The sequence below is a fragment of the Gardnerella sp. DNF01199S genome (assembly GCF_049244155.1).
GTDB lineage: Bacteria > Actinomycetota > Actinomycetes > Actinomycetales > Bifidobacteriaceae > Bifidobacterium > Bifidobacterium piotii.
Genome location: NZ_CP058380.1, coordinates 955,142 through 971,403 on the forward strand (window position 1 = coordinate 955,142; position 16,262 = coordinate 971,403).

20 protein-coding genes are annotated in these 16,262 nt (G+C 38.3%); 5 read left to right on the forward strand and 15 right to left on the reverse strand.

Annotated elements, in window-relative coordinates; all coding sequences use genetic code 11:
• Positions 1-15: 15 nt before the first annotated feature.
• The 5 genes from HXT45_RS03765 (at position 16) to HXT45_RS03785 (ending at position 6,114) form a co-directional block, all read left to right on the forward strand.
• The gene (locus HXT45_RS03765) at positions 16-1,944 is read left to right on the forward strand and encodes a helix-turn-helix transcriptional regulator (protein ID WP_115793940.1); all 1,929 of its coding nucleotides are present in this window, start codon (positions 16-18) and stop codon (positions 1,942-1,944) included.
• A gap of 1 nt (position 1,945) precedes the next feature.
• A complete protein-coding gene (locus HXT45_RS03770; RefSeq protein ID WP_004133149.1) occupies positions 1,946-2,320 on the forward strand; it encodes a hypothetical protein in 375 nt (124 codons plus the stop codon).
• A 10-nt stretch (positions 2,321-2,330) separates the two neighbouring features.
• Positions 2,331-4,913, forward strand: coding sequence for a DEAD/DEAH box helicase (locus HXT45_RS03775; RefSeq protein WP_253254087.1), 2,583 nt, complete (start codon positions 2,331-2,333; stop codon positions 4,911-4,913).
• Between the two features lie 58 nt (positions 4,914-4,971).
• Positions 4,972-5,319 carry an RNA polymerase-binding protein RbpA gene (locus HXT45_RS03780; protein ID WP_004130843.1) on the forward strand — a complete coding sequence of 116 codons (348 nt, stop codon included), beginning with the start codon at positions 4,972-4,974 and terminating at the stop codon, positions 5,317-5,319.
• An 81-nt stretch (positions 5,320-5,400) separates the two neighbouring features.
• Complete coding sequence (locus HXT45_RS03785) at positions 5,401-6,114, forward strand: HAD hydrolase-like protein (protein WP_016635311.1); 714 nt, start codon at positions 5,401-5,403, stop codon at positions 6,112-6,114.
• 5 nt (positions 6,115-6,119) lie between these two features.
• Here HXT45_RS03785 and HXT45_RS03790 read toward each other — a convergent pair whose 3' ends face one another.
• The 15 genes from HXT45_RS03790 to lgt form a co-directional block, all read right to left on the reverse strand.
• Positions 6,120-7,223, reverse strand: coding sequence for a protein rep (locus HXT45_RS03790; protein ID WP_004130846.1), 1,104 nt, complete (start codon positions 7,221-7,223; stop codon positions 6,120-6,122).
• A gap of 141 nt (positions 7,224-7,364) precedes the next feature.
• Positions 7,365-8,063, reverse strand: coding sequence for a zonular occludens toxin domain-containing protein (locus tag HXT45_RS03795; RefSeq protein ID WP_018639282.1), 699 nt, complete (start codon positions 8,061-8,063; stop codon positions 7,365-7,367).
• Positions 8,060-8,350 (reverse strand): hypothetical protein, encoded by a 291-nt coding sequence (locus HXT45_RS03800; protein WP_018639283.1) that lies wholly within the window; start codon positions 8,348-8,350, stop codon positions 8,060-8,062. Before HXT45_RS03800 ends, HXT45_RS03795 begins: the two co-directional genes overlap by 4 nt.
• A gap of 2 nt (positions 8,351-8,352) precedes the next feature.
• Positions 8,353-9,306: a hypothetical protein gene (locus HXT45_RS03805; RefSeq protein ID WP_018639284.1), complete on the reverse strand. Its 954-nt coding sequence runs from the start codon at positions 9,304-9,306 to the stop codon at positions 8,353-8,355.
• Positions 9,307-9,334: 28 nt separating this feature from the next.
• Positions 9,335-9,625: a hypothetical protein gene (locus HXT45_RS03810; protein WP_421781294.1), complete on the reverse strand. Its 291-nt coding sequence runs from the start codon at positions 9,623-9,625 to the stop codon at positions 9,335-9,337.
• A gap of 238 nt (positions 9,626-9,863) precedes the next feature.
• On the reverse strand, positions 9,864-10,067 hold the full coding sequence (locus tag HXT45_RS03815; RefSeq protein ID WP_004130852.1) for a hypothetical protein: 204 nt from the start codon (positions 10,065-10,067) through the stop codon (positions 9,864-9,866).
• A gap of 14 nt (positions 10,068-10,081) precedes the next feature.
• Positions 10,082-10,246: a hypothetical protein gene (locus tag HXT45_RS03820; RefSeq protein WP_004130853.1), complete on the reverse strand. Its 165-nt coding sequence runs from the start codon at positions 10,244-10,246 to the stop codon at positions 10,082-10,084.
• A 269-nt stretch (positions 10,247-10,515) separates the two neighbouring features.
• Positions 10,516-11,034: a MerR family transcriptional regulator gene (locus HXT45_RS03825; protein WP_421781296.1), complete on the reverse strand. Its 519-nt coding sequence runs from the start codon at positions 11,032-11,034 to the stop codon at positions 10,516-10,518.
• Between the two features lie 9 nt (positions 11,035-11,043).
• Complete coding sequence (locus HXT45_RS03830) at positions 11,044-11,484, reverse strand: FHA domain-containing protein (protein WP_004130855.1); 441 nt, start codon at positions 11,482-11,484, stop codon at positions 11,044-11,046.
• Between the two features lie 18 nt (positions 11,485-11,502).
• On the reverse strand, positions 11,503-12,384 hold the full coding sequence (locus HXT45_RS03835; protein ID WP_004130857.1) for a DUF881 domain-containing protein: 882 nt from the start codon (positions 12,382-12,384) through the stop codon (positions 11,503-11,505).
• 14 nt (positions 12,385-12,398) lie between these two features.
• Complete coding sequence (locus tag HXT45_RS03840) at positions 12,399-12,731, reverse strand: small basic family protein (protein ID WP_004130859.1); 333 nt, start codon at positions 12,729-12,731, stop codon at positions 12,399-12,401.
• Between the two features lie 27 nt (positions 12,732-12,758).
• Positions 12,759-13,790 (reverse strand): DUF881 domain-containing protein, encoded by a 1,032-nt coding sequence (locus tag HXT45_RS03845; protein WP_004130861.1) that lies wholly within the window; start codon positions 13,788-13,790, stop codon positions 12,759-12,761.
• A 44-nt stretch (positions 13,791-13,834) separates the two neighbouring features.
• Positions 13,835-14,437, reverse strand: a complete 603-nt coding sequence (locus HXT45_RS03850; RefSeq protein ID WP_004130863.1) for a CDP-alcohol phosphatidyltransferase family protein — start codon at positions 14,435-14,437, stop codon at positions 13,835-13,837.
• 95 nt (positions 14,438-14,532) lie between these two features.
• The gene (rpe, locus tag HXT45_RS03855; protein ID WP_004130865.1) at positions 14,533-15,198 is read right to left on the reverse strand and encodes a ribulose-phosphate 3-epimerase; all 666 of its coding nucleotides are present in this window, start codon (positions 15,196-15,198) and stop codon (positions 14,533-14,535) included.
• Positions 15,199-15,260: 62 nt separating this feature from the next.
• Positions 15,261-16,220 (reverse strand): prolipoprotein diacylglyceryl transferase, encoded by a 960-nt coding sequence (gene lgt / locus HXT45_RS03860; protein ID WP_115793941.1) that lies wholly within the window; start codon positions 16,218-16,220, stop codon positions 15,261-15,263.
• Positions 16,221-16,262: the final 42 nt, after the last annotated feature.

A 16,262-nucleotide genomic window follows, 5' to 3' on the forward strand; every position in this document is an offset into this window, starting at 1 on the left:
GATACGTGAGGACAAATGGCAGAAGGAAGTAACGGAAGACGTCGTTTTTCCGATAAGTGGGGTAAACACGAGCTTGATGTGCTAGCTGTGTTGTCTTCCGCATTTCCACAATGGCTGACTTCGCGTCAGATTGCGCAACGAGTTAAGGCTTATGCCGATTCTTATGGAGAGCTTGCCGACCAAGCTGCAAAGGCTGCGTTTGCAAAGCAATTCCAAAGAGATCGTGCAAAGCTTGCAGCTATGGGTATTGCGATTGAATCTCGTCAGCCTGAATATTCTTCAAAGTCAGAAGGCCAAGATTTTGCATCATACAGGTTGCAACTTGGTGACGAACCACGCGTGCGTATTCGTTTTGAACAAGAAGAGCTTCCTGTTCTTGCGGCTGCTAATTATTTAGCTCGTTCTATGTCGATTTCTTCTTCTGAATCGCGCAAAGTAGATCAGCAACATTCTTCTGCATCTCGTACTGCTCCTAGAGTTCCTCAAACACCTATTCCTGGTTTGGGCTTAGATTCGATTGCCCCTGGTCTTGGAACTCAAACAATTCCAGACGCATTGGTTAAGGTTATTGATTCTAGAAGATTTGCAGCAACTGTTGACGTTGATGGTGAACATTTGAACGTTGCATACACTGATTCCGACGATTTAGCAATGTTTGTTCTTGAGCACCCAGGTTCTTGCGTTGTAAGTCCTCAAGAAGCTGTGGACGCTTTCCATAGAAGACTTAATGCTGCTACGCAATTCGTTGAATGCGACGAGAATTACGCTGATCAAAGCGTTGATTCTGCACGTTCTAATGCGGAAGATAATCAAGCCCTTTCGGAAAACGAGCCAGACAAGTCTCGTCAAAAAAAGACGTCTTTCCAAACTGGAAGCGAAGTAGATCGCAGACTTCGACTAATGCTCTTCCTTTCTGCTCATCTTGGAGAAGAATTCCCACTAAATGAGCTTGCTGTAAGATTTATTGGCAAACCTAAGAATGATGATGAGCTTCGTAGATTTGTTGCGATTTTGCATAAAGACATTAATACGCTTACTACTGTTTCCGACGATGGCGAGATGGCAGGTAGCCAATTCTTCGATATTGATTGGTCTCTTTTAGAAGCCGAAGGTATTGTTTCCGCAACTAATTCGCTTGGTCTTGAGCGTTTAGCTGGAGTTTCTCAACAATATATGAGTATGCTTACGGCCTCTATCAACTACCTTGCGCATTCTCCTCTTTTGCCTGCTGAACAAAGAGATCAAGCCAAAGCGCTTTACATGCGTTTGCGTAGGCATGTTAGCCCAGGGGAGACTCCTTGGCTTAGCCTTACTGGTTACGAGGTAGAGCCTAGAAATTGTTCTGTTGTTCGCAGCGCTATTAGTGCTAATGCATTAATCGACATGGAGTACACAGATGGCGCTGGTAGAACACGCAGAAAGATTGTTGCTCCTTCTAAGATTTTTGTTGATGAAGGCGTTTACTACGTTGCTGTTTGGACAGATGTTGAAGATCAAACTCCACAAGATAAGCGTAGTTTTGTTGCAAAAGACACTTCGATTAATAAAGCGAACGGTTTGCCGAGAATTTGGCAGGTTTTGCGCGTTGCAAGAATTGAGCGTGCAGAAGTTATTAAGCCTATTTGCCCTGTAGAAATTCCAGATGTTCCAGTTAGCGAACTTAGAAAATGGAGTTTTGACAATGGTACTCAAACATGCTTTATTACAGATGAGCCAGATTTGAACTTCTTAAAGAGTCTTTCTGGAGCTACAATCGAGCCTTGTGGAACTGGCGTTAAGGTTCATTTAACGGTTTCTTCCGACTCTTGGTTTGTTGCATTTTGCATTGCTCACGCTCGTCATATTAAAGCTGTTTCTCCAGAAACTTTGCGCACTATGATTATTGCTCGAGCACAGCGAGAATTAAGCGTTAATAATAGCGATTGCCAAAACTTGGAGAATTAAAATGCCATGGTGGATTTGGCTTTTATTAACTCTTTTTATGCTATGCATGATTGGCGCAGGGCTTGCGTACGCGCTTAAATGCGCGTATAAGATTTTAACGAATTGCACGAGTTTTTATACTAAGGCTTATTCTTGTTTTGAAAAGTTGCAAAACAGTGAAGATTCGTTGAAAAAGGATTCATATCCATTTTTTACGCGTCCGATTTTCGATGCTGCGCAACGTGTAGAAGAGGCTAGAATTAGAGTTTTAAAGCGCAGAGAAAAAGTAGGAGATTCTCATAGAATTGTTTGGCAACATTGGAATAACTTGTCTTTGCGCAAAGAAGATATTGACAATCCAATTTTTAATGAATCTAAAGAAACTAAAGGAAACTAAAGAATAGTTTATGACTACGCTCCCATTATCTCCGTCTCAAAGATTTAGTGCGTTTCGCAAGACTTTGCAACATTCTAAATCAATGGCTGCTAAATTTGAAAGTTCCTTAAGCTTTGATTTGGATGATTTTCAACTTGAGGCAATTGATGCTCTAGAAAATGGAGATAACGTTCTTGTTGCTGCTCCTACAGGTGCTGGTAAAACTGTTGTAGCAGATTTTGCTGTTTTTTTGGGCGTTAATCGCGGTGTTAAAACCTTCTATACAACTCCAATCAAGGCTCTTAGCAACCAAAAATATCATGATTTTTGCGAAGTTTACGGCTCTAATAAAGTTGGTCTGTTAACAGGAGATACGTCTGTTAACAGTGAAGCAGATATTGTTGTTATGACAACAGAAGTCTTACGAAATATGCTTTATGAGCGTTCAATAACACTTAATTCGCTTGGATTTGTTGTTTTAGACGAAGTGCACTATTTAGCAGATAAATTCCGAGGAGCAGTTTGGGAAGAAGTTATTATTCATCTTCCGCAAAGCGTTAAAATTATTGGACTTTCGGCAACTGTTTCTAATGTTGAAGATTTTAGCGCATGGATTTCTTCTGTTCGCGGAAACACTCATTTAATCGTAGATGAGCATAGGCCTGTTCCTCTTGAACGTCATGTTATTATCCAAAAAGATGGCCAAACAGAGCCAGAGCTTCTTAATCTTTACGATTCAGACAAAAATGGCAATCCAACGAATCGTGTAAATCTTGCTTTAACTAGAAAGTTAAGCCAGTGGGAAAATGCTGCTTTGCGCAAAAAATCTTCTTATTTAAGTAAAGATAAGAGATTCTCTAAAGGGCGATTTTCTAAAAGAAAATCGCGCGATCGCTCTAGTGATTTACAAAAAAATTCCAAGTCGTCTTTAACTGTTCGTCATACTCCTAAAAGATGGGCTGTTATTGACGAGCTTGATTATCTTAATATGCTTCCTGGGATTTACTTTATTTTCTCACGTTCTGGTTGCGATCAAGCTGTTCAGCAATGCTTAAACGCTGGTCTAGCTCTTACAAGCGATGAAGAGATGTACGAGATTCGTAGAATTGTTGATTCAATGATCTCGCAAAATAAGCTTTCTAAAAGTGACTTAAAAGCGCTTAGATTTGAACGCTTTAGATACGCTTTGGAACAAGGATTTGCGGCTCATCACGCAGGTATGATCGCGATTTTTAGGCATATTGTTGAAACTCTTTTTGAGCGTGGTCTTATTAAGATTATTTTTGCCACAGAAACACTTGCTTTAGGCTTAAATATGCCAGCTAGGAGTGTTGTTGTAGAAAAGCTAGTTAAGTATGATGGTACAGGTCATGTTCCTCTTACGCCTGGCGAGTTTACTCAACTTACTGGCCGAGCTGGAAGACGCGGAATTGACGATATTGGTCATGCTGTTTTAATAGACAATCCTGATTTTGACCCAGCTAAAGCGGCTTCTCTTTCTAGTAAGCGTGTTTATCCTCTTCACTCTAGCTTTGTTCCAACTTTTAACATGGCTGTTAATCTTCTTAATAATAGCGATGCAAAAACAGCTCGAGTAACGCTTAGTAGCTCATTTGCTCAATGGGAAGCGAACGCTTCGGCAGCGCGCCTTTTGAGTCGTATTGAAGAACTTCAAGAGGCGATTAGTGGCTATGAGCAAGCTTTCCATTGTTCTAATGGCGATTTTGCTGAGTTTATGACTCTTAGAATGCGCCTTAAAGACGCTCAACATGATCAGCGTAGAAAACTTAAGCATACTCTGTTTTCCAGCGATTTAGAGCGTTCAAATGCATTCAAAGAGTTAGATAACAAAATTGCTAGCTTGCGCATTCAAGAAAGAAACCATCCTTGTGCAAATTGTCCAGATATTCAAAACCATTTACATTGGGGATATTATTGGGCTAGAGAAACAAAAGAGCTAAATCAAGTTAAAGAACGTTATAATTCTAGAACTGGTTCTGTTGCAAGATGTTTTGACAATATTTGTAATGTTTTATGTAGTTTGGATTACTTAAAACAAACAGGTAATACGTTTGTTTTGACTAATAAGGGTCAGCTTCTTAGACGACTTTATAACGAGCTTGATGTTGTTTTTGCGCAAGCCATTTGCGAAGGTATTTTTAACGATTTAACTCCTATTGAGCTGTTGAGTTGTGTATCTTCTTTGGTTTATGAGTCTAGAGGGCCAGTGGGATCAGAGCCAAGAAGATATCCTGGTGGATTAGACGGCGCTGTATTCAATACTGTTTCTAGATTAAAAGAATTGTTTATGCGCATAAGCAATATGTGCTTAAACAATCATCTTGATGCGTTGAAATCGCTAGATTTTGGCGCAGTAGACCTTATATACGATTGGGCACAAGGCGCTGACTTGCTTGATATTTTGCAAAATACGGATATTACGGGTGGAGATTTTGTGCGCTTTGCCAAAAGACTTATAGACTTGCTTAATCAGCTTGCTGTTCTTAGCGATTATTTAAGAATTTTGCCTAATGTAGACGATTCTTTAGCACACAAAGCATATGAAGCAGTTCAAATAATTAATCGTGGGGTAGTAGCCTATTGTGATGTTTAATCTTTATAGTCCGTGCAATTCGCTAGCTTTATAATGGAAACTAAAAGGAGAATATAATATGGCAGAACGCAGTTTACGTGGTATGAGCATTGGTGCAAAGTCGCTAGAATCCGACGATAATGTTGATTTTGCAGCTCGTAATGATGTTACATATGTTTGTCCTAAAGGGCATAGGACTATTCTCCCTCTTGCTCAAGGTGCAGAAGTTCCAGAAGAATGGGAATGCCGTTGCGGTGCTTTAGCGCATAAAGAAGGCGACGCAGATAGGCCAGATGATGATTTTAATAAGCCAACTCGAACTCATTGGGATATGCTTTTAGAGCGTAGAAGCGAAGAAGAGCTAAAAGCTTTGCTTGATAAACGCTTGAAAATGCATCACGAAGGTTGGATTCCTGATTACGAGTAGTCTTTGATGTGTAGTTTTACTTTAATTTTGTGATTAATCACTAATATTAATTATTTAATTTAGGATTTTAGGGAAAACTCCATGAAAGTTGTTTTGCTTGATTTAGATGGCACTTTGACTCAATCTCATATGGGAATTATTGCGTGTGCTAAAAGAGCTATGAGCGATTTAGGCATGCAAATTCCAGACGATGAAGAGATGATGCGCTTTGTAGGACCGTCTATTCTTGAATCTTTTCAACGAAATGGCATGCCAGAAGATTTGCAATTAGAAGGCGTAAAGTTGTATCGAAAGTATTATTCCGAAGTTGCAACTTTTACAGATCCGAAAAATCCTAGTGGTAGTAAAATCACTGGAAGTCTTTTGAATAAGGTTTACGAAGGTATTCCAGAACAATTAAAGAAACTACGTGAATCTGGATATTATCTTGCTACAGCATCTTGCAAGCCAGAATATCAAGTTAAGCCTATTTGTGATTATTTTGGTTTAACAGATTTGATTGATGGAATTTACGGCGCGAGTGCCGATATGTCTAGAATTAAAAAAGACCAAGTTATTCGCTATGTTTTGAAAAATATTGGTTTTGACTATTCGCTAGACAAGGCATTAATGGTTGGCGACCGATGGACGGACGCAGATGGTGCTTTAGCATGCTACATTGATTGTCTTGGTTGCGCTTGGGGCTACGCAGAGCCTGGTGAGCTTAAAAAGCACGGTGCTTATAGGATTATTGACAATGTTTGTGATTTGAGCATTGCTATTGATGAATATTTTGATAATACTTTGCGCAAATAATATTTCTATATAAAAATAATTCTATATAAGTATCCGATAATGTCTCTTACGTCATCTGTAGACTCAACAAAAGCGAGTAATTGGGGAGCTGTACCGTCTTCGCGTATGACTTCCCAATCGTCTTTTGAGATGAAGAAAAGTGTATCACGATCACTGCGCTGTTCTAAGATTTGTTCGTCGTCTAAATCTTCTAGTGGTAGCATGTCAAAAAGACCGTGTGAAAAATGCATTTGTCGTTTGTAATGACTAGCTTTCTCATACTCACGAAAAATAGCTATATCTTGCTTGTTTTGAAAGTTGTCTTCTTGAATATCAGCAAGTATCTGAAACGGAGTGCGAGAAGACTTAACGCGAGCTTTTTTGAAGTTACCTAAAGTTAATTCTTTAGCAATATCTCCGTGAACTTTGCTGACATATTTGGCGACTATGCGTTCTGTGCCGTCTTTGCAAATTTGCCAATCCATGCCACCAGACGCAGCGATAAAGTCACCACCGAATTTTTGAAGAAATAAACCAAACTTAGCTGCAATATAATCGCGAATAGTGTCACCACGTTTATTACAGTGATAACCTTCAAAAGTTCGAGTAGTTATAAAAAGAATATGAAAATGAACATGCCAACCATTGTCACCATAAGTAACTTCTGTAGCTTTTACAGAACCAACGACAATATTATTACGAAAATTCATAAAGCCAGACATAGATTGCAAGCGAGCATATGCAGCACTGATATTTTTCCATAAATCAGCAAGATTATCGCCTTTATGATGACGTTGAGTCAATGTCAATAAGCTCACTACGTAGTTATTGCGCTTAGCCCAGTCAACCAAAACTTTTAGTTGTTCAACACGATAATGTGAAATTTTTGCAGAGCAAACAGGACAACACCAAACATTCGAACACGTCGAAAGACCACCGAATGTGGCAGACCCGTCTGATCTTACTTTTTGAACCGCAGCAGCATGATTAATAACATGCCCACAATCTTTCAACGTATGCTTAGAAGCAATTTTCTGCATTGTAGAGCGTAAAGACCAGAGCATATTGAAAGCTTTTTCCGAATTACCAAGAGCTTGGCGAAGCTTGTGAGACTTGATATTTACTGTCATTTCAATTATCCTTAAAGAGAAATTGTATTGATTATGCTATTATAAAAAAATTATGATAATACTGCAACCATTGGTTGCAGTATTATTTTGCCGTCTCGAACTGCGCACAGTACTGTGCGAACAGTTCGGACGGTCTGATTTTTACGCACGGAGAAGTGCGTGTTTGGGAAGGTTGATTTGAATTGCGGATGACGACGAGTCCGTAGAGCGTGTAGAAGTGTGTGAGTATTCGTCATTGCGTGCGATACGCTGGTATGTGTCATAGAGTGAAGTTTCTCGTTTTGTCATATGAAAAACATACGTATACAATTTTTTAGCTACATATGCGCCTTGTAATTTATCATAAGAAAGTGTTTCACCATCTGATACATCATTAACGATAATAGTACGTAATAAGCTATGGCAATTAACAATTGTTTTTACCTGTTTACGTAAACTAATGTCGAGTTCTTCCCATATTTGTGAGGACATAACAATATGGAAACGATTTTTACGTTGTTGAGAGATCGCAGCAAGAAAATCAAGACTAATACCACGTTTCTTATTAAAAAATAGATGCGCTTCATCAAGAAGAAGTAATAACCCTTTATCACCAACGGTCATATTAAGAATGTTTTCTAATTCATCATTCGTAAAAAACAGATTTACACGTGGATGATTAATAATAATATTACTATAGCATATGCAATCCGGATAATCTTTTAAAATTTTAAGCGCATAATGTACCATACTAAGAGTTTTACCAGATCCTTGAAAACCCTTATACACGCGCGTTCCTGTAGGAAAACCTGTAAAAGCTTTAGGTGACTTATGCCTAAAAGACTCAAAATCTATTTTCATTGAAATATCTCCAAAACCCAACTAGCCGCAAGATTAACTAAATACGCCACATACACAGTAAACTTAAAAACAATTAAAGAAGAAATAAAAAGTATTGTCCAAACAAGCGGTGGCGCAAAACGATGAAGAAACCAAAAAGCAATACTAAAAGCATCAATAACAAGCGAAACATCAGGAAACGGAATAATAGAAAATAATTTAAACAAACCAGCAAGAAGAACACCAAGTGCCACAAAAATAGCAGTAATAACAGCAGTACGAATACCAACACGAACAAAATCAAGCATACCTACACTCCTAAGAAATCAAAAACCATACTCAAAGACATAGAACGCTCACGCCAAGCACGCACAAGCTCAGGCATTAGACGAAGCAATTTAGCAAAACAACGTAAAGAAATATAAAAAAGGGGGAGAGCTTCTAACGCAATAAGCCATGCAGGAGGAGCAGGAATAGCATCAAAATCAAAATCCAATTTTACACCATTATATGATGCACTAATATTAGGAGGTTTAGGAGATGTAGTAAAAAGATTCGTAAAAAGCGAAGAAAGCTTACTAACATTATTTTCAGCTTTTGTATCATTATCACTCTTCTTAGAAAACTCATTTTTCTTTTTTTCTGCATCAGCATTAGCTTGCTGTTCTTTTTTCTTCTGTTCTTCTCGATCACGCTCCTGATCTTTCAACAACTTTTCTAACTTATGTAATTCAGTTAAAACTTTACCAGTGCGTATATCTTGATAATCATTAATTGAACGAAACCAAGTAAAAATACCATCAATTTTAGAACGAATATCAGCAAGCGTATCATTCACATTAATGAGACGATTAGAAAGCGTAGAAAACCAATTATTAAACTGATCCAAATACGCCTTAATATCAGCAAGATTATCACCCCGAATACGAAAAGCAGTAATGAAATAATTAGCATCATTTTGAAGCTTAGCCACAGACGATAAAGCGCAAGAAGAAGAAAGACACTTAAAATACGCTGTCTTAGCAGCAACATCAAGCTGTAAAAGGGAAGAATAAGGATAATTCGATAAAGCACCCCACTTCACGCCAAACGAAGTATCAGAATTCAATTGATGAATCGAAACAGCAACAATATCACCAGCTTGCAAACCAACGGGATAAATAGCATCAATAGACATAATTTGTCCACGAGCTAAAGCAACCGCACCAGTACCTAAATTTGAAAGAGAACCATTAGAAACAGTAATGTTACCATTAATGGGCACGCTATCAACAGGAGTATTAATAGAAGCATTAGCGACGGTCGGAACGCAAACGACGAGGAAAAATAGGACGCACAATAAGCCAAACAATCGAACAAATAATCGTCGTACATAACAAAGCATCAGTAACGAGTTCTGCCGTAAAAAAATGAGTAGAGGGCTGCACTTGTACCGAATACGTCTCATAATTCTCACAAGGAGAACGACTATCATAGGTTTGCGCATACGAAGATAAAAACCACTCATCAGCACTTACACCAGCCTTAACATATACAGCATACTTACGTCTCGATGACCAATCACCAGCACGATAAGAAAACAAACGATTTGTATCAACAATACAAAACGAATCACCATAAACAGGCTTACTTAAACCTTTAGTATTACGAGAATCAACAAAACGCATTATGATCTATACAATAAATCAAAAATCCAGGAAAGGATAAGCCATGTACAAATAGCAGGAACGGCAAGCGGAACAAGCGTCTTTCCTAACTCAACAATAACATCATAAAAAGGTTGAAAATCATACATAGCTTATCCAATGACAACAATAAACGTTAAATATTAGCTTTACCTTTAGAAACGCCTTTAACCAATTTACGGATAATACGGTAACCAAAAGAAAAAACCACAACAAGACCAATAAGAGCACCCGCTGCAGTTAGCTCATTCCACATTGCTCCAGTATTCCAAGCAGTTTGAAACGAAGCAATCCAACCAGCCATACCAGAACCATCAGCTAAAATTTGTGCAGAATACATAATAAAACTCCTTACTAAATAACAACATTTTTAGAATCAAATAAATACTTAACTTCAAGAGGTTTCAAAAAAAGACGAGAAATCTCTTGACCAGCAACAATAACAGCAACATAATCATAAGGATTATTCGCCTTAGACGTTGCATGCACAAGTCGCAAAGTAGCATTAACATCAGTCATTTAATCACCCCCTTTCAATTATCTAGATTTTAGTTTTGGAACATCTTTAAGATTGAGATATAGTGTTAAACCACGAGAACTAAGCCAACGACGACAATATCCGATAATGTACGTTATGTCAGATTTGTTATAAATCACGAATACAACACACTACATAAGAATTAGAATCAGCACACCACTTTCATTTTTTATTATTCATTATTTTTTTATTCTTAATATTTCGATATTTTCAATATGATATAAATTTTATGTTTTAAGATTCTTTAGTTTTAAGATTCTTTAGATAAATCAGCTCGTACTTGCTTAACAATGCATCCAACTGCGATTGCAAAAACAGCTGAGCCGCCTTCTAGCATGCTAAACATGTTTTCTTGATTATTGTTACATTCCATAACGGATTGACCATCGCAAATTATTGTCATGCGTTCAAGATGACTAACACTATAACAATTCAAAAAAACTATAGCTGTTGTAACATTTGTAAGATTTACTCCAGCGTCTAAAAGTCGCTTAGCAACCGCCATAATAGAAATATCTTTGAAAGAATATAAACGTCTGGATCCAGACCCGTGTGAAGGATTAATCGAAGGCTCAATAATGTTTTTTCTAGCCCAATAATCAAGTTGCCTATAGGTTATTCCAGCAATCTTCATTGCAACGCTTCCGCGATACCCAACAGACTCTTCTCCATCGCTAGAAAAAGAAAACAACTCCCCTTGCACTGGCTGATTATTAGATTCATCAAAATCGGCCAGCGCATTCTTTTTAGAAGAGTTTTTTAACATCATTATTGTTTATTATCGTTTACTAACAGCACTTTGCGTAAAGAACATTAAGCGATATTTGCCAATCATAATCTCATCGCCATTATTAAGAACTGCTTCATCAACTCGATTACGATTAACATATGTTCCGTTTAAGCTGCCCGCATCTGCAATGCTAAAAACGTTCCCATTCCTTCTAAAAACAGCATGCGCTCTAGAAACAGTAGAATCGTCAAGCATAATATCTGCTCTGGAATCACGCCCAACCGATACAACATCTTCGTCTAGCAAATAACGAGACCCAGAAACTGCCCCACGTGTAGAAATAAGCAAAGCGGTGCCTGGCAGTAGTTTTGCTATTGTGTCTAAATCATCCTGCTTTAGAGGGCGGTCTGCACTAGAATTTACAGGAATAGTTATTGCTGGCATGCCAATAATGGTTGTTTCGCCAGCTGTAGGAATAGGTTCAGTCATAATTGCTATTTTACCTTCTTATTCGACCGGTTTTGCATATTGATACTGTTTTGGTTCGCGTGTTGAACGAATCTCAACCTCTTCAGGCGTTGAAACGTATACGGAAGCGCCAAATTTAACTTTTAATCTAGATCCAACTCCCCCTGCAATATTTACGGCGTTTTGCAAATTTTGCGCATCGCCAATCGCCTTAACTATGTAAGGAGGATTTATCTCGATTCCATCACACAGCAATCCATGCTTAGCGTCGGAAATATAGCTAGAAGTCACAATACGAATGTCGTTAATAGACATAACTTCCACACCAGCATTGCGAAGCTCTTCTATAAGCTGAAACATAGTTGCAGCATCTACGCGCTCTTTTTCTCCAGCTGTAATATGAATAATAACACCTTTTCCAATTGCTGGAAGTCTACCAGAAATCAAGCCGCTTGTTTGCGAATTTTGCTTAGCAATTCTAGCAGCTTCTTCTTGCTTATTCACAGATGCTTTTAGAGAATTAAGCTGACTTGTTAATTCAAACTTTCGTTGTTCAAGATTTTGTATTTGAGAATTAGTTTCCGTGATCAATCGTGTAAGCTCGTCTTCGCTCATAGTTTGGTACACAAGAGCACTTCGATTTACTTGAATCATATATGCAAAGCTAAGAAGAGCGCAAAGAAGCATAACAAGCAAGCCTGTTAGAATGCGCGTTCTTGTAACATGACCTTGCAAAGATGGCTTATTTTTGCGCGTAACTTTCGGGAAGGAACCTGTTTGAGTGCGGTCGCTTTCTCTATCTTTAGCATGCTGGCGATGAAGCCGTTTAACAATATTGTCTATATTTTTATCAATATTATTATCGCTTAATTCATTGTTTTTTACGCTGTTTTTTGAAGTATTCGCAAGTGGATGTTTCATATTATCCCCTGAATCTATCCCCTAAATATAAAACGACGAATTGCAGAAACGTTAGAGAAGATTCGTATTCCTAAAACAACAATAACAGCCGTTTGCAATTGTGCACCAACTCCAAGCTGGTTGCCAAGCAAAACTAAAAGCGTTGCAGCAATAACATTTGAGAAGAACGAAATAACAAACACTTTGTCGGAAAAGCTGCGCTCAAAATAAGCTCTAGCAGCGCCAAGAAGAGCATCTAGTGCAGCAAGCACCATGATTGGCAAATACGGTTGAATAACCACTGGAATATCTGGATGCACAACAATACCAATAAGTGCTCCTAAAATCAATCCAAGAATAGCTGTCATAACCTATTTCCTATCTTTCCTATTTTTCTATCTTCTACTCGTCAACTCTTTTGCAAAATTTACTTCTCCCGTTCCAGCTGCCGATAACTTTAAGTTATTAGTAGCTGAGACTTGTGGATTAATGCCAGCATTTGTAAGAGATGTAAACCATTCAGAATGCTTTTGAGAATTTAACTTTTCAATAAGGCTTGAGCTGTCTCCTATTGCCTCAATTGTATACGGGCTTTGAGTTTGATTAACTCCAACAAGAATCGTGGATCCTGCAGTACGAATCGATGTTTGAGAACCAATCCTGTATCCGTTAACTGATATTGCTTCTGCTCCAGCATCCCAAAGAATAGAAACAAAGATTTGAATATCTCGATCGCTAACAACCTTGATTCTAGCGCCTTTAGACATTTCTCTAGGAATAGAACCATTAGAAACATCGTTACTTGCAGAAATAGGATTTGCAATAGTCAAAACAACACCAGGGCCATATACAGCGTGAGTGCCATTAGTCATGTTGTCGGATTTATCAACTTGATTTTCGTACGGAGTGTTAATTCTTTTAGACTCTTTATCTACACTAGCGCGAAGCTTTGCAACTTCTTTAACAAGATTGTCGAATCTGCTTGCGTGAGTCGTAAGCTCGTTCGCTAAAGATACGCGTATAGCTTTACGCGAATCAGCGTGTAGTTTACGTACGAATTGACTACCAACAGTACCAACAGCAATGCAAATTACAAAAACAATTATTCTTGTAATCCAAAGACTAATCTTGCTAACATTTTGCTTATTTAGTCTAGAATCCATAAAAAGCGGATCAACTGGCCTGTTGCTTAAATCATCTATTAGTCTAAGAGAATAATCTTCAAGCCTACGATGCCTATCTCGATGCGATGAAAAAGTATAAGATGAATTTGTAACATGATGAGCGCCTAAACCAAACACGGATTTAGAAAATACTGCTCTGCGTTTAGAAAACAAAACAACAGTTGGAGCAGGAAAAGACTCTGGGATTGTGCCACTAGAGGCATAATCCCCACTTTGATTTAGCTTAGAAGTCTTTTCCACCATGATTTATCCGTTGCTATTAACTCGTTTTTAAAAAATCGTAAGGATTATTTAGCCTTTTTTATTAGTAGCTTATAAGCTTGTATACAATATAGTATTCCTGCAAACCAATAAAGTGTGATTCCCCAAATTGCGCACGCTATTGCAGCAGCATATAGAATAAGCATTGGCTCTGCTGCAATAGCGAAAACAATCATAAATAGAACAATAGTTACCATTAGCAATGCTGTTCCAGTTTTGCCCATAAAATTAACAGGCAAAGGGCCATAGTCGTATTGTGCAAGAATCACAATTAAAATTGCCATTATTGCGTCTCGCAAAACAACTAAAGCTAATGCCCACCAAGGTATAATCTTTGCAAATACTAAAGCTAATGTGCTGCAAACTATAAGAAGCCTATCTGCAATGGGGTCTAGAATCTGTCCTAATTTGCTAACTTGATTAAAAGTTCTTGCAATATAACCGTCAATACAATCAGAAAGTGCAGCTATTGCAAGAACAATTAAAGCAGGCCACATTTTGTGTTGCGCAATTAAAACAGCAAGATAAGGTATTGAGCATATTCTTAAAAAGCTAATAACATTAGGCACAGTAAGAACTCGATTAAGCGCTTCAGGACTATATTCCTGACTATAAACGAATTTGACCATACCTAATTTCCTTAAAACTTGCTAAAAATAAAATTTTCAATACTAGTACTATTGCGAATAATAAAATATTGGGGCACTTTTATGCCCCAATATTTCTATGCGCGCCAAGCTTCTTGAGCAATATTACGAATAGAATCAATTGCTTGAGCTGGGCTACTTGCTCCGTAAACTGCAGAGCCAGCAACAAGAACATCTGCTCCAGCTTGTGCAACAGTTGCAGCAGTAGATGGGCTAACACCGCCATCAACCTGAATATGCGTGCTTAATCCGCGGCGCGTAATCTCATCGCGTAAACGGCGAACCTTGTTCATTTGATTACTCAAGAACTTTTGGCCACCAAAACCAGGCTCAACAGTCATAATAAGAACCATGTCGAACTCGTCTAAAATATCGAAAATAGGCTCAACTGGCTCGGCCGGTCGAACTGCAAAGCAAGCTTTGCAACCCATATCTCTAAGCTGACGCGCAAGACGCACAGGAGCGTGAGTTGCACCCATGTGGAAGCTAACAGAATCAGCTCCGAGCTTAGCGTATTCTGGTGCCCAACGGTCTGGGTCTTCAATCATCAAATGAACATCTACAGGAAGATTAGTAACTTCGCAAATGCGCTTTACAATCGGCTCCCCCAAAGTCAAATTCGGTACAAAATGATGATCCATAACATCAACATGAACAAGATCAGCATTGGAAATTGCTATAAGATCTCTTTCAAGATTGCAAAAATCTGCAGAAAGAATGCTAGGTGCTATTTGTATATTCATGTGTTCCATTCTAAGAAAAGCAAGCGACTAGAAAAACAAAATCTAACTCAAACTAACTAAATCTAACTATTTAACTTAGATTCCTCTTTCGCTTCGTTTTTGTAAACCATTTTTGTTTTGGATTGAAGTTCGCGCTCACGCTCGTATGCTGTAATGTCAATCAAACGGTTCACAAGATTTGCTCGCGATTTTTTACTATTTTGCAAAATAACAAAAACAATAATCGAAGCAATAAAAATTGCAATCGACACCCAAACGTTAATTCTTACTCCAAGGAAAGTGTGTGAAAAATCAATGCGTAAAGCTTCAATCCACATTCTTCCAGCTGTATACCACATTACGTAAAGAACAAACTCGGAACCAGACTTAAGCTTGCTTTTAAGTGCTTTGCTAAAGCATATAAGCAAAGCAGCGCCTGCAAAATTCCAAAGCATCTCGTACAAGAACGTTGGATGGAAAAGTGTGCCTTCTGGGCATGTAAGACCGTCGTAGCATCTTTCAGCGTGACCAATTGCATTTGATGCCGAATAATTAAGTTTTAATCCCCATGGAAGTGTTGTAGGAGCGCCATAAAGTTCTTGATTAAACCAATTGCCTAAACGCCCTATTCCTTGAGCTACAAGCAATGCAGGAGCTGCACAATCAGCAAGTAGGCTTATAGGATATTTTCTGTACGCGCAAAATGCACTAGCAGCCAAAGATCCGAGTATTACTCCGCCCCAGATTCCAAGTCCACCATTCCAAATCCTAAAAATTTCTAGAAAATCGCCATTTGCGCCAAAAAACTTCTCTGGAGTTGTAATAACGTGATATAGACGCGCGCCAACAATTCCCATAGGAAGACTTACAAGGGCTATATCTAGAATTTGGTTAAAATCTCCGCCTTCTCGCTTCCATCTTCGATTAGCAATCCAAATTGCAACTAGTGCTCCAGCAAGAATCGAAAGCGCATAAAATCTTAATGTAATAGGTCCGAATGTAATTTGAGAAATACTTGGACTAGGAATAGCGCAAATTGTCATATTCTTTACTTTCCTTTATTTTCTTTTACTTTCAACAAAACA